This is a genomic window from Pseudomonas sp., from assembly GCF_048269965.1.
Classification (GTDB): domain Bacteria; phylum Pseudomonadota; class Gammaproteobacteria; order Pseudomonadales; family Pseudomonadaceae; genus Aquipseudomonas.
Genome location: NZ_JBLWTV010000001.1, coordinates 14,668 through 27,314, shown reverse-complemented (window position 1 = coordinate 27,314; position 12,647 = coordinate 14,668). Strand labels below are relative to the sequence as shown.

At 57.1% G+C, this 12,647-nt stretch carries 12 protein-coding genes and 3 pseudogenes; 6 read left to right on the top strand and 9 right to left on the bottom strand.

Going from position 1 to position 12,647, the window contains the following annotated elements:
* The first annotated feature begins 68 nt into the window (after positions 1-68).
* Both merR and ACN0X6_RS00115 read left to right on the top strand, forming a co-directional pair.
* Positions 69-479, top strand: a complete 411-nt coding sequence (gene merR, locus ACN0X6_RS00120; protein WP_008567182.1) for an Hg(II)-responsive transcriptional regulator — start codon at positions 69-71, stop codon at positions 477-479.
* A gap of 358 nt (positions 480-837) precedes the next feature.
* Positions 838-1,025: pseudogene (locus tag ACN0X6_RS00115) on the top strand (DUF4113 domain-containing protein); the annotation flags it as partial.
* 276 nt (positions 1,026-1,301) lie between these two features.
* On the opposite strand, the gene ACN0X6_RS00110 reads toward ACN0X6_RS00115, so the two are convergent.
* The 5 genes from ACN0X6_RS00110 to cadR form a co-directional block, all read right to left on the bottom strand.
* Positions 1,302-2,171 carry a sterol desaturase family protein gene (locus ACN0X6_RS00110; protein WP_107320917.1) on the bottom strand — a complete coding sequence of 290 codons (870 nt, stop codon included), beginning with the start codon at positions 2,169-2,171 and terminating at the stop codon, positions 1,302-1,304.
* A 68-nt stretch (positions 2,172-2,239) separates the two neighbouring features.
* A complete protein-coding gene (locus ACN0X6_RS00105) occupies positions 2,240-2,986 on the bottom strand; it encodes a helix-turn-helix transcriptional regulator (RefSeq protein WP_107320918.1) in 747 nt (248 codons plus the stop codon).
* Positions 2,983-3,495 carry a signal peptidase II gene (gene lspA / locus ACN0X6_RS00100; protein WP_107320919.1) on the bottom strand — a complete coding sequence of 171 codons (513 nt, stop codon included), beginning with the start codon at positions 3,493-3,495 and terminating at the stop codon, positions 2,983-2,985. The genes ACN0X6_RS00105 and lspA overlap by 4 nt, the downstream gene beginning before the upstream one ends.
* The gene (locus tag ACN0X6_RS00095) at positions 3,492-3,839 is read right to left on the bottom strand and encodes a DUF3703 domain-containing protein (protein ID WP_107320934.1); all 348 of its coding nucleotides are present in this window, start codon (positions 3,837-3,839) and stop codon (positions 3,492-3,494) included. The genes lspA and ACN0X6_RS00095 overlap by 4 nt, the downstream gene beginning before the upstream one ends.
* A gap of 310 nt (positions 3,840-4,149) precedes the next feature.
* A complete protein-coding gene (cadR, locus tag ACN0X6_RS00090; RefSeq protein WP_107320920.1) occupies positions 4,150-4,563 on the bottom strand; it encodes a Cd(II)/Pb(II)-responsive transcriptional regulator in 414 nt (137 codons plus the stop codon).
* A gap of 97 nt (positions 4,564-4,660) precedes the next feature.
* Between cadR and ACN0X6_RS00085 the strand changes: the two genes are divergently transcribed.
* Positions 4,661-5,557, top strand: coding sequence for a cation transporter (locus ACN0X6_RS00085; RefSeq protein ID WP_375136126.1), 897 nt, complete (start codon positions 4,661-4,663; stop codon positions 5,555-5,557).
* A 9-nt stretch (positions 5,558-5,566) separates the two neighbouring features.
* Positions 5,567-5,815, top strand: a pseudogene (locus tag ACN0X6_RS00080) (cointegrate resolution protein T); the annotation flags it as partial.
* 65 nt (positions 5,816-5,880) lie between these two features.
* Here ACN0X6_RS00080 and ACN0X6_RS00075 read toward each other — a convergent pair.
* Positions 5,881-6,685 (bottom strand): annotated as a pseudogene (locus tag ACN0X6_RS00075) (AAA family ATPase); the annotation flags it as partial.
* 234 nt (positions 6,686-6,919) lie between these two features.
* On the opposite strand from ACN0X6_RS00075, the gene ACN0X6_RS00070 reads away from it, so the two are divergent.
* Positions 6,920-8,173, top strand: coding sequence for a phospholipase D family protein (locus tag ACN0X6_RS00070; RefSeq protein ID WP_417701094.1), 1,254 nt, complete (start codon positions 6,920-6,922; stop codon positions 8,171-8,173).
* A gap of 152 nt (positions 8,174-8,325) precedes the next feature.
* Here ACN0X6_RS00070 and ACN0X6_RS00065 read toward each other — a convergent pair whose 3' ends face one another.
* Entirely contained in the window at positions 8,326-9,870 is a 1,545-nt protein-coding gene (locus ACN0X6_RS00065) for a hypothetical protein (protein WP_417701092.1), read from the bottom strand.
* 518 nt (positions 9,871-10,388) lie between these two features.
* On the opposite strand from ACN0X6_RS00065, the gene ACN0X6_RS00060 reads away from it, so the two are divergent.
* Positions 10,389-11,357, top strand: a complete 969-nt coding sequence (locus ACN0X6_RS00060) for an alpha/beta fold hydrolase (protein ID WP_417701090.1) — start codon at positions 10,389-10,391, stop codon at positions 11,355-11,357.
* A gap of 49 nt (positions 11,358-11,406) precedes the next feature.
* Here ACN0X6_RS00060 and ACN0X6_RS00055 read toward each other — a convergent pair whose 3' ends face one another.
* Together ACN0X6_RS00055 and ACN0X6_RS00050 are read right to left on the bottom strand one after the other, a co-directional pair.
* On the bottom strand, positions 11,407-12,156 hold the full coding sequence (locus tag ACN0X6_RS00055; protein ID WP_075046803.1) for an SDR family NAD(P)-dependent oxidoreductase: 750 nt from the start codon (positions 12,154-12,156) through the stop codon (positions 11,407-11,409).
* A complete protein-coding gene (locus ACN0X6_RS00050) occupies positions 12,156-12,578 on the bottom strand; it encodes a MerR family transcriptional regulator (protein WP_075046804.1) in 423 nt (140 codons plus the stop codon). The genes ACN0X6_RS00055 and ACN0X6_RS00050 overlap by 1 nt, the downstream gene beginning before the upstream one ends.
* Positions 12,579-12,647 lie beyond the last annotated feature (69 nt).

The following is a 12,647-nucleotide window of genomic DNA, read 5'->3' as shown; positions in this document are numbered from 1 at the left end:
TTCATCCTTCCGAGTGGTTGATCGATGGGTTAAGGTTATTTCCGTAGTTAGGTACGGGGTCAAGCGGCATGCACAACGCGGTGGAAAGCCTGACCATCGGCGCCTTTGCCAAGGCAGCCGGGGTTAACGTGGAAACCATTCGGTTCTATCAACGCAAGGGGCTGTTACCCGAACCGGACAAGCCCTACGGCAGCATTCGCCGCTATGGCGAGGCGGATGTCGCACGGGTGAGATTCGTGAAGTCCGCGCAACGGCTGGGCTTTAGCCTTGATGAAGTGGCCGGACTGTTGCGACTGGACGACGGCGCGCACTGCGACGAAGCGCGTGTGCTCGCCGAGCAGAAGCTTGAGGATGTGCGTGAGAAACTCGCGGATCTTCAGCGGATCGAGTCGGTCTTGGCGCAGCTGGTTGATGACTGTTGCGCGAGCCAAGGGACAGTGAGCTGTCCGCTGATCGTTTCGCTGCAAGCGAGCAAGTGACCGCCCGCACTTCGCGCGTTAGCCCACGATTTCCCGTTTGTCAGGGCTCTCTGTTTGTCGGTCTGAAGGTGGAAAGAGCGGCGCTCATTGAGCGCCGCTGACTGGGCAAAGGAGCACTTGCAAAGGCCCTAGGTTGGTACTGCTATTTGCCCTTGTGCATCAGTGGGGCGGGCCCACGTTGCATCTGGTCGAGTAGCACATATCTACCTTGCAGGCGGACAGCCGGGCTGCGCTTCGCTTCGCCACGGCCTGCCGCCGTGGCGCCCAGTTGTTCAATCTTCTTGACGGTTTCCGCCACTAGGATTGCGTCAGCCTTGTCGCGCATGGAGACAATCTGCTCGGTCGCTCTCGTGACATCGTGATCGCCGCCGTACAGCCCGTCGCCTCTGAGAAGGTCATGCAGGTGATGGATCGGATCAATTCCAAGTGGGGTCGAGGCACGCTCCGCCTGGGCGGGGTGCCGGTGACTCCTGACTGGGGATGTGTCGGGAAATGCTCGGCCCAAGCTATACCACACGGTTAGATCAGCTCTGGACAGTGAGGTGAGGCACACCCCAGCGCTGCTAGGAAGCCGGCTTACTGCTCAGAAGAACCACCTTACCAGTGGCTACGTGTAACGGCTCGCATTTGAAAACAACCGGGCTCGCAATTAACGCGATTCCCGGCTCAGATTAACTGCAACTGACGAAGCCCTCGGGCTCACATTAACTGCGAGCGAGCTTGCATTCAGCCGCTTCGGCTCGCATTCAATCTCAATGGGCTCACGCTTTCTGCAACTAACCAGAGCAATCCAGAGACATCGTGCCACTGCAAGAGAACCCGCTAGCCTTTGCTTCTACGATCTAGCCCAAAGGGTTCGGCGAACTGCCCAAGGTAGCCTTTGGGGTAGTCCTTTTCATGCAACCCGACCTCGGCCTCCCCTAGCTTCCCCGCACTGTCGAAGAAGGTGCCGAACAGTCGATCCCAGACCATCAGAAACTCACCAAAGTTGACCTGGGCATCTTCAAAGTCGCGCTTGTGATGCCAGCGATGAATTTCAGCAACCCCGATCAAATGACGCAGCCATCCAAGCCGGTAGTCCAGGTTCGAATGTTGGAAAGCCAAGTGCACGGTCAGAATGCCAAACCAGGTGGCGACTACGGCAGACGGGGCGCCTAATGCGAGCAGAATCACCAGCCCCGGGCCGGCCATGAGCGCCGCGTGCAGGGGATGGCGTCGCTCCCCGTTCACCCAATACAACCGCTCGGCGCTGTGATGAATCATATGAAAACGCCACAACCATTGCACTCGGTGACTAATTCGATGCATGGCGTACAGGCCCAGATCGAGCACGGCAGCGACCAGTAGCAACTGGAGCCACAGCGGACTCTCGATCGGAAAGAGACGAACCGAAGCCGGCACCGCATCGCCAAGTTTGGCCAGGATTTCCGCGGTGAATTGAATGACGGAAAGGTTCACCAGCATGTGCAGCAGATCTGTCGCGGTGTCTTGATGATCCTCAAGCCAGGCTTCGCGAAAAGGTTGGATGCGCTCCAAGCCAGCGATGCTCAACAGTCCTATCGCGGCGGCTATGGGAGTGGTGGGCCAATACGGTACGCCGGCATACAGCGCCCAGATCATGAAGGCGGCAGCGCCACCAAACACGAGTGGATAGCTCACCCACCGTATGACAAATCGAAGAAAGGTCGACATCGTTCAGCTCCCTGTGATGGAGCCATGACTCTATTCGGAGATTCCAGCTTTCGACTTGAACGAAAGAGCTAGGATTCCTGGAGATCGACTTCAGCCAGGGCAGATGATGGATCGATGCCCAGCAGCGTCCGGAATGTTCGGGAGAAATGCGCCGAGTCAGAAAAGCCCGCCTCATGCGCCGCTTCGGTCAGCCGCCCCCCTTTGGCCAGGTGCTGTAGGGCTTGCGTGAGACGTAACCATTTCGCATAGCTGCGAAGCGGCAGACCTGTCTGTTCCACGAACCAATGGGAAAACCGTGTGGGTGATAAATGCACCAGTGCGGCCATTTCTTCGCGTCTCATTTGGCCTCTACGCAGCGCTTCAATCACCTTGGTCAAGCGAGGATCTGAGATCGGTGGGTCGGGTAGCCGCAGCGCCTGGCGCACCCCAGCCTTCAGCTGTACAGCACTGTGTCCTGTCTCGCGCAGCGCGCCGATAATCGCCGCTACATCCGCCGGCGTGATCTCAATCACCCTCGCTTCTTCGGTACCCCGCAAAGCACGAGCTTCCTCGGACAGCGCATCCACATAGATCGACAGAACTCGACCGGCGCTCAGCCGGTGTTTCAAGCCTGCCGGAATGAAGATGGCTGCCCCTGAATGAATACCCAGCGGGGTTTCGACCGCTACGGTTGAATCGAGGCCCACTGAGATCTGATGCGCCTGATGGTGGTGCCAGCCTTGGTGACCGGCACGCCCATGAAAGACTCCGATACCGGGTCCGACCCATGCATGGCCTACCCAGCGCACTGTGTCCGTCGAAGGCGAGCTTTTCATTCTCTGGCTCGGTCCACTTCCGCTTTTGGGTTCAGCAAACTGCTCAGGATCAACATGGCGGCGCCACCGACGATACCGATATCCGCCAGGTTAAACGCCGGCCAATGCCAGGACTGCCAGTAGAAATCCAGGTAGTCGATCACATGACCACGGAATGCGCGGTCAATCAGATTCCCAACTGCACCGCCCAGTATGAGGCTATAGCCCAGCGCTTCGCTCTTGGGCCTGGGCTTACGCAGGATCAGCGCGAGCACTATCGAAATGATGACGGCCAGGGCGATGAAGACGTATCGCTGCCAACCGCCCGCGTCAGCCAGGAAGCTGAACGCAGCGCCGGTATTCCAGAAATGAACCAGATTGAAGAACGTGGCCATAGGAGTCACGGAGCCGACCGGGAGCGAACCCTCAATTGTGCTCTTGAACACCTGGTCGGCTAACGCAATTGCTAGCGATAACGACCACCAAAGCCAAGGAGCGCCGAAAAGTGACCTTTCAGGAGAAGAGCTCATCGCGACTCTCCTTGAAGAAGTCGCTGCAACTCCTGGGAGACGGGCATCGGCGCGAAAGCACTAACCCTGGCCCGCCCGGTGTTTCCGAGTGGCACCCAGATCCAGGAGAACAGCAGTGCCGCAATGATCCGAGGCACTTGGCCGAGCACCTCCCGATAGTCGCGCAACTGCCAGCCAGCCCTCAGCATCAGCCAATGGCTCCGAGCGTGAAGGACTGGCATTCGCTGGCTCAATATGTGGGCCCGCTCCAACCAGGGAAAGGTTCCGGCTTCATCCTTTTCTCGGAGGGCCTGCTTTGCTCGTGAGAAGGCTTCATCAATGGCAATGCGGAGGGCTGTATTCATCTGGATCTCACTTGCGCAGCGGTCGAAGGCCATTCAGGACAACCAGCAAGCTGACGCCCATAGACGCGCAGCCGCATGGGGACGGGCCGGCTTGCTGCAAGGCGCAAGTCCCAGAGGAAGTAGTGGGCTTAGGGTCATCGCCACAGCAACTGGACATGAAATACTCCTTGGTCAGATGTGCCAAGTGAACACCCTGTAGTCGCAATAGGGTCAAGCGCTATGGATTGAGGCGATGCAAAAAAAGAATTTAAGCCGTGAATAGGAAAGAGGTCTGCCGCTTGATCCTCGATCAAAAGCAGGGTCTTCGACCTCAGGATTGAAGAAGTGGAGTGCCGCCCTCCACCAGACCCGAAAGTATTCCGCAGTCCAGGCTTTGTCGTTCGTCATCGCAGCAGCCCCGCAACGTCACCAACTGGTTTTCGAGGGCATGTAAGGATGCGATCTGAGCCCTTACCTGGGCGATATGTCTATCAAGGAGCGTATTGATCGCCGTGCATGGTTGCTGCGGCTGCTCCTGAAAGCCCTGTAAAACACCAATTTCTTCCAGTGACATGCCAAAAGAGCGGCATCGGCGAATGAACAGCAGTTTCTCCACATGATCCGCTTCGTAGGCTCGGTAGCCATTGTCCTGACGGTTAGGAGGTGGGAGCAGTCCCTGACGTTCATAAAAACGAATCGTCTGAATGTCCGCCCCCGTCAGCTTTGCAAGTTGGCCTATGCGCATGGCCTTCTCCTGAGTGAAAACTCAGTATATCCATGCTTGACCCTATACCTGCTATATGGTTTTTAATCGACAAAATAAAGCCCGATAGGAGAAGCGAATCATGAGTTCTTGTGAGAAGTCCTGTGGCTGTGGCCCAGTTTCGGCAACCACAGAAGCGGCAACCGCGCCTTCGAATGAAGGAACATGGGTCAGCAGTTTTTCTGTACCCAAGATGGATTGCCCTTCAGAAGAACGAATGATTCGGCTCGCACTGAATGGCTTGCCTGAGCTCAATTCGTTGTCCTTTGATTTGACCAGCAGACAGGTACGCGCTTTCCATGACGGGGCGGTTGACCAGATCGCTACCAAGCTGGAGTCACTTGGCCTGGGTGCAGCGTTGCTGGGTACTGAGCCGGCCAGTCAGGAAGCAGCCTCGGCCAATAGTGCCAATGAAGAGCTGACTGCTTCGAAAGAGGCAAGCACGCTGAAGATCCTGCTCGGTATCAATGCCGCGATGTTTGTCATCGAGATGGGTGCAGGTTTGATCGCCCAGTCGACTGGCCTGGTTGCCGACTCGTTGGACATGTTTGCTGATGCTGCCGTCTATGGGCTGGCTCTCTATGCGGTCGGCCGGAGTGCACGGCTTCAAGTTCGGGCTGCCCACCTGGCGGGGGTCTTTCAGATCGTGTTGGCTCTGGGCGTGCTCGTGGAAGTGGCTAGACGCGTCCTCTACGGCAGCGAACCTGAGTCGATGCTGATGATGGGGATTGGCGCAGTCGCACTAGTCGCAAACGTCAGCTGTCTCTTGATGATCTATGGCCACCGCGAAGGTGGTGCACACATGAAAGCGAGTTGGATTTTTTCAGCCAATGATGTGCTCGCGAACATTGGTGTTATTGCAGCAGGTGCATTGGTTGCCTGGACAGGTTCTTCCTACCCAGATTTGGTGATTGGTACTGTCGTGGGCCTCATCGTACTGAACGGTGCGCGCCGAATACTGGCATTGAAAGCCTGACCAACCGGACACCGACATGCCCGTGATTCACTTGAGCACTACCGACGTACAAGCAAGGATCAGCGTGAGCAGGAGCAGCGCCGGCACGAAGCGCAGGTGCTGCAGCTGGAGGCTCACCAGCTACAGCAGACGCTAATCGTTAAACAAGACGAACTGACCCGGTTGAACCGCGACAATGAGCGCCTGCTCACCGAGGCCCGACTACTGCTGAAGGAACAGGCCACTCAGCAGGATCGGTTGGAGCGACAGACTGGCGAACTTGCAGTGCAGCGTCGAAGTTGGCTATTTTTGCCCAACCCCGAAAACGTGAAATTAGCCAGTGATCAGATCGGCAGCCCCGCCGCCAGCATCTTGTCACGCAGCTCGGCAGCGCGCGCGGGGTCAAGCGCGTTACTGAGCAGCGCCTTGATCTCGGTAGGCCTGGCGTCGAACTGCTCCACCAGATCCTTGATGCGGTAGCCGTGGCGCGTCAGGGTCGGTTCCAGGTCATCCAGTTGGCGCGACAGCACCGATTCCACCAGCTCCGCCGAAACGGGCTTCTCGCCGGTCAGGTAGCCCGCTTCCAGTGCCAAACTGATGTGCAGTTGGATTTGCAGTGGTGTGCGCAGCTTGGTGGCGAGCAGGTCTATGGCGTCTTCACTCAGGATCGACTCGGGTTCGACCTTCCCTTTAGTGCAGGTTTCCAGCAACCAATGAATGTATTCGCGCTGACTGCCGGCGATGCCGTCGAGCGAGAAGATGTCGGTGCGGTAGCCGATTTCCTCCATCGTCGGCCGGCGCAGGTCGTTACGCAGCTTGGGATGCCCGGCCAGTACCACCGACAGTCGGCCGTCGCCATCCTCTACCAGCTCCATCAAACGTTTGAGACCAGTCAGCGTATGGCCGTTGAGGTCATGTGCCTCATCAACGAACAGGGCCACCGGGCGCTTATTCTTCCTCACCAGCTCGCGCAGGTCACGCTCACGTTTTTCGCCCTGGGTCGGGATGCGTACCTGCTTCTCGGTGGAAAGGTCGTAGAAGAGCGCGGCGATGAAGGTGGCCAGTTTGATGCTGTGTTTCTCGATCGCCAGCGACTTGGATACCGTGATCTTCTTTTCCTCTTCCATCGCCTGACGGTAGAGAGCGGACGCTTACATAGCTGCCACCTCCTAACGTACTCTTTCAATTGGGAACGCCGTCCTGCCGCCTCATAGGCATGACGCGACTCGATGGTGATACAGGAGGCAGTTATTGCGTTGATACTGTTGAGGGCTCCATTAGGTGATGACTCCATTGTTCCTGGATTCTGGAATGTGCAAGCCTTGGCACAGCTGCATTTCTGGCACCTGCGCCACATCGATACGCCCATAAGGATATCCAAGGATGACATCCATCTCCCCCGTTACCGGCTCAAAAGAAACCTGTCAGAGGCTGATCGAGCTTATTGAGCAGTGCCGATCGTTCTCCTGGCTCAGTGCCTGGTGCACATCCAACCCGGCGTACGACGCAGCGTTGGCGGCCAAGGACAAGCTGGGCCAGTTGGTTATCGGCACCACTCGCTACTTCACCGATGCAGCGTGCCTCGACGAGTTCGAAAACTTTCCTCCTGCCCGAGTATTTGCCCCCAATGCGGCGCCCATGTTTCACCCGAAGGTCTATGGTTTCGACCTAGGCGATGAGCTCTGTGTCTATGTGGGCAGTGCGAACCTCACCGGTGCCGGCATGGCCCGTAATATCGAAGCCGGCGTATTCCTGCAGGGTGACCGCAAAGACCCTGCTCTGCGATCCTTCTTTGACCTCATCCATAAGCAGTGGATCCGCGCGGAGTCCATCGACTCCGACTTCATCAAGTCGTACCGGGCAAACCAGAAGCGTGTCAGCGACGCGCTGCAGGAGCTTGAAAGGTTCACCCGTATCAAGAAGCCTGTCGTAAGAAGAAGGTCAACAAAGAACACTGATCTTAATGATATGGACTGGGCTTTGTACGTACGGAGTGTGAGGTCAGACAAGGCCAATGATCTACAAGGTCGACTAAAGGTCCTCTCATTTGCTCGGCAACTATTCGCAAGCGACACTAGCTTTACTGATCTGCCTGATATCGACCGGCGACGAATCGGCGGCTTGCTGAGGCAGTCGTCTACTGAGGAACTAGATTGGGGGCTCTTCGGGCAAATGACCTCGGCTGGCCGGCTCTTCCCAGCCTTGGATAGCGACTCTGAGGCCATCTCACGCGCCTTGGATCAGATACCTGTGGTGGGCGCAGTGAAGCGCCGACACTACGACGCCTTCGTCGAAAACTTCTTGCAGGTGCAAGGAGCGGTGGATACATGGATTGGCTTTGGAACGCGGCTACTGGCGATGAAGAGGCCGGACTACTTTTTCTGCTATTGCGATCCGAATAAGCGTGGACTTGCCGACGCCTTCGGTGTCGCATTCTCCACCGTTAACTTGCACAACTACTGGGACCGCTTCATTGAACCCATGCAGCTAATGCCATGGTGGCAGCAAGAGCTACCAGAGTCCGCTGATGAACAGTCGCTGTGGATGGGGCGCGCGGCATTGCTCGATGCGATTTACTACGACCCGGCTATGCGCAGGCGTGTTGCTGCAGCCCGTGCCGCACACCGGCGGGGCTGACGCGCCTACAGCTATTTTGGAACCTTTACGAGTAGCTCCTTCCGAACCAGCAGCAGACATTCAATTAATGGAAGGGGCAGGGCTGGAAGTTTGTTCTTCCAGCCCATTCGTGGAACCAGTTATAAGGTGGTCCCGCAGTAATCACATTCATCTCAGTCCGCAGTTTCGAGTATGAAGCTCGTGCCGAACACGTTGTAGTAGGCTCGAATGACACAAGGACGGCCGGACACCTGCATCTCCACCAAGGGTCTAGAAACGAATCGTCCTCGGCTATCGAGGGCTGCATTCTCCCGGGCCTCATTGATCGCCTCGCGAATCATCTGCTCAGTGAGGTGAGGGTCGAAGAAACCTAACAATCGCGGATTCTTGAAATCAGGGCCTGGAAGAGCCGAGGTCGTTGGTCTTCGATAGATGATGGCTGTGCCCAGCTCAGCTGAAAGACTATATCCGAGCATAGCTTTTTCATTGAACGAAACGACTTCACGAATCCGTTCAGGAGAATCCAGTACATCAATAACAAACTCTAAGGGGTGCAGTTGGTTGTCACTTTGGTGGATCTTCGCTTCGTACCTAGAGCTAGCATTGTGTCTACTGAGTCGAGCGCGTGGGTTTCTGCCGGAGTTGATTTCTTTAAGCAGCCTTACGTACCCAGCAAAAGCCTGAAAATCATAGTGATCATGTGTGGCGTCAGGACAGGCGAAGCGGGCCAATCGCAGAGTGCTCAACAACGAGTGACCTTTCTTGTTGAGGGCCGCCGCCATATCCCAGTGGAAACCAACCGAATAATTTTCAAATTGAGTGACCTTTAGCTGGTACTTGAGGCCGTGCTCCTGATCGTTACTCTTCGCTACGATGGCCCGCACATTGAAAAGTACCGGTTCCCCTGCGATACCCGTAACAGGGTCCCTCGTGAAAAATTCGCAGCGCACTTCATCATTTAAAAGGACGCTGTCACGCCCACAGCTCCAAGACTCAGCCAGCTCAATTGTTCGCGCAATCTGATCCGATTGGGCCTGCATCAGATCCGCAAATCGGACGTCTTGAATCGGACCTAAAGCCGCTCGATCAAATACGAAACTCTGAGGCTCAATGATGCGACTGATAGCGTCTACGATCGCATGCCGCTCAAGACCCTCCGGCGAAGGCATCGTAGACCCAATACTGCTTTTTAGAACCCGAAGCACCTGCACAGCTGACTCAGCGTAAATAATGAATTTATTGGCAATGCTTTGCTCGTCGGAGCGGTCAGCAGCAGTCCAGACCAAGTGGTCGAGGTGTTCCGTTCCAACTTTTGAGACATAGAAGCTGACGGCGGGGTAGTGCCGATTCAGGTCCTGTGCGGTCTCTCGTACATGCTTCATCTCGAACAACGTTTCAGCAGAATATTTCGACGCCACGTTGTCGACATTTCCATGGCAGTTCCGACAGGTCGAGATACCGTTTGCGGCGCTACCAATGAATTCAGGGGATTGATCTCCATGCCCCCGAGCCCAGTTTTTTCTAGCGGAGTAAATGTGGGCTGCCTCTCCGATGCTCGTCGCTCGATGGGGCGCCCCGTCTAAATCCAAGTTCCCGTCGCTGCCGTTGACCGATTTTAAGCAACCTTTGATAGAACAGAGCCCCCCCGCGCGACGCCAGATCACGTGCCTAACGCTATGCTTGAACTCAATCCGCTGGTCTTTCCCTTCTTCACTCATATGGCACCATCGGCTCAAAATCGCTAAACGAACCTACCGTCAACCTATCGTGTGGCCATGAGGCATTTGGTGAGCACCGCGATTTTGTAGTGCTCGCAGCATAACAACGGATCGGCATACGAAGGATTTTAAATCAGCCGTCGACGTACGTTGCGAGCAACGCTTCCCCCACATCGCAGCTGCGAACGCCTGCAAATAGCCGATTACAGCCGGTTACGACAGGCAGCTATCGGCCAAAAGCGGACATTCGCGAGCAACAAGCAATTAGTTCAGTCCGTGTGCCTGCTGGTATAGAAGATATGGCCTCGACAGTAGCGGCGGCTCCGACCTTTCAAAACTTTCACAAAACCTAAGTATGGTTAGCCAATACCCATTAACGATGGTGCGGAATTTCGCGTGGCAATAGGGTTTGCGAACCGGTACTCCGGCTATCTCGCGATAATCCTATGAGCATTGCGAGATCTGGTCTTCCGGTCCTCATTCGCCGCAGGAGCGGTAACCAGACGAGAGTTTTCACCATGACCGAGAAGACAAATGGAACCTCCCGCCGCGCCATAATGGGCGCCGGCGTAGCAGCTGCAGCACTTGCGGTGGCAGCCCCAGTCTTAGCAAGCCAAGTGGGTAGCAGCCAGGCCAAGGGTAATGGGCGTAGGGAGCAAGGGTCGAGCTATCTCACACTTCGCGATGGCACTGAGCTGTTCTACAAGGACTGGGGCAGTGGTCAGCCCATCGTTTTTCATCACGGATGGCCGCTGTCGGGGGACGATTGGGACAACCAGATGTTGTTCTTCCTCAGCAAGGGCTACCGCGTGATTGCCCATGACCGACGTGGCCACGGTCGCTCCTCGCAGACGGCGCAAGGCAACGACATGGACACCTACGCCGCTGACCTGGCGGAGCTAGCGGAGCACCTGGACCTGAAGGATGCCGTGCACATCGGCCACTCCACCGGGGGTGGCGAGGTCGCCCGTTACGTCGCACGCCATGGTGCTGGCCGTGTCGCCAAGGCAGTTCTGATCGGCGCCGTGCCGCCCATCATGCTGCAAACCGAGAAGAACCCCAATGGCCTGCCACTAAAGGTGTTTGATGGGTTCCGAGAAGCACTTGCCGCTAGCCGTTCGAACTTCTACCGCGACGTGGCGGCGGGCCCCTTCTACGGATTCAACCGACCGGGCGCCAACGTCTCCGAAGCAGTGATCGACAACTGGTGGCGCCAGGGCATGAAGGGCGGCGCCAAGGCCCATTACGACTGCATTGCGGCTTTCTCGGAAACCGACTTCACCGAAGACCTGAAGCAAATCGCTGTGCCGACCCTGGTGCTACACGGGGAGGACGACCAGATCGTCCCCATCGAAGACTCCGCGCGCCTCTCGATCAAGCTGTTGCGGAACGGCACCTTGAAAACCTACCCCGGCCTGCCCCACGGTATGTGCACCACTCACGCCGAGACCATCAACGCGGACTTGCTGGCCTTCATCAAGGGCTAAAATTGCTGCCCCAAAGGCCCGGAGCGACCTGCTCCGGGCCTTCTTCCGTTCAGAGCTGCGACAGCCCACCATCGACGCACAGGTCGACACCGGTGATGAAGCTGCTGTCGTCCGAAGCGAGGAACAGTGCAGCATTCGCCAACTCTTCCGGACGACCGATGCGGCCGAGCGGAATCAGCCCCGCCAGCTGTTTTTCGAACGCACCGAACTGCGCCTCGTCGATCCCCATCTTACCGATAATCGGCGTCAGCACGGGGCCCGGACTCAGGCAGTTGACGCGGATGTTGCGGCCCTTGAGTTCCGCCGCCCAACTGCGAGCGAAGGAGCGCACCGCCGCCTTGGTCGCCGCGTAGACCGCGTGGGCCTCCAGAGCCTTCAGGTGGGCGATGGACGACACCAGCACGATGGAGCCACCGTCTCGCAGCAACGGCAGCGCTTTCTGGATGGTGTAGAAGACGCCTTTGACGTTGATATCGAACTGTTCGTCAAACTGTTTCTCATCGACCTGTTCGCCCGGAGCCGGACGGATGACACCGGCATTGGCGACCAGCACGTCAAGGCGGCCGAAGCGTTCGTCAATCCGCCTGTACAAGGCATCCAGATCCTCCAGCCGGCTGGAATCGGCGCAGATGCCAACGGCGTTTTCACCGATATGCCCGACCGCTTCCTCCACTACTTCCCGACGGCGCCCTGTGATGACCACCGCAGCGCCTTCCAGAGCGAATCGTTGCGCGGTGGCCAGGCCGATACCGCTATTGCCGCCCGTGACTAGGGTGACCTTGTCGTTCAGCTTTCCCATTATCTCTCCAACGTGGCTTGTGTATGAGCTCGTTTGGGAGGTCGCAAATCGGGAACACGCGGCAGGCCTTCCTGCAGCGGCAGATAGCGTTCGATCTTTTCTGCCAGACGCTCGCGTCGCTCGGCCAACTGTGTCTGCAGCGCATCCAGGGCAACCAGCTTTTCTAGGTGCTGCTGCAGGCAGGCGAGGAAACCTTCGCTGTCCTCTTCCTCTTCCAAGTACTGCAGCAGGCCGTGAATCTGCCGGGTACTGAAGCCGCACTCGAGCAGCTCTCGAACCCAGAGCACGCGCTGCACCATGGACAAGGCGTAGTCACGATAGCCATTGTCCAACCGCGACGACTCGATCAGCTGCCGCGACTCGTAATGGCGAATCGCACGTGTACTGACGCCGGCGCGCAGGGCCAGCTCTCCGATTTGCATATCGACCTCCGATGGGAGAACTCTGGGGGCTTGACGCTAGTGTCAAGGTCAAGCCCCCTTGTGCTTTTT

Excerpts from the sequence above, each read along its gene's own strand:
- ACN0X6_RS00055 (WP_075046803.1), bottom strand. The coding sequence starts at position 12,156 with ATGGGAAAGCTGAACGACAAGGTCACCCTAGTCACGGGCGGCAATAGC.
- ACN0X6_RS00060 (WP_417701090.1), top strand. The coding sequence starts at position 10,389 with ATGACCGAGAAGACAAATGGAACCTCCCGCCGCGCCATAATGGGCGCC.
- ACN0X6_RS00050 (WP_075046804.1), bottom strand. The coding sequence starts at position 12,578 with ATGCAAATCGGAGAGCTGGCCCTGCGCGCCGGCGTCAGTACACGTGCG.
- cadR (WP_107320920.1), bottom strand. The coding sequence starts at position 4,563 with ATGCGCATAGGCCAACTTGCAAAGCTGACGGGGGCGGACATTCAGACG.
- ACN0X6_RS00110 (WP_107320917.1), bottom strand. The coding sequence starts at position 2,171 with ATGTCGACCTTTCTTCGATTTGTCATACGGTGGGTGAGCTATCCACTC.
- ACN0X6_RS00070 (WP_417701094.1), top strand. The coding sequence starts at position 6,920 with ATGACATCCATCTCCCCCGTTACCGGCTCAAAAGAAACCTGTCAGAGG.
- ACN0X6_RS00095 (WP_107320934.1), bottom strand. The coding sequence starts at position 3,839 with ATGAATACAGCCCTCCGCATTGCCATTGATGAAGCCTTCTCACGAGCA.
- merR (WP_008567182.1), top strand. The coding sequence starts at position 69 with ATGCACAACGCGGTGGAAAGCCTGACCATCGGCGCCTTTGCCAAGGCA.
- lspA (WP_107320919.1), bottom strand. The coding sequence starts at position 3,495 with ATGAGCTCTTCTCCTGAAAGGTCACTTTTCGGCGCTCCTTGGCTTTGG.
- ACN0X6_RS00105 (WP_107320918.1), bottom strand. The coding sequence starts at position 2,986 with ATGAAAAGCTCGCCTTCGACGGACACAGTGCGCTGGGTAGGCCATGCA.
- ACN0X6_RS00065 (WP_417701092.1), bottom strand. The coding sequence starts at position 9,870 with ATGAGTGAAGAAGGGAAAGACCAGCGGATTGAGTTCAAGCATAGCGTT.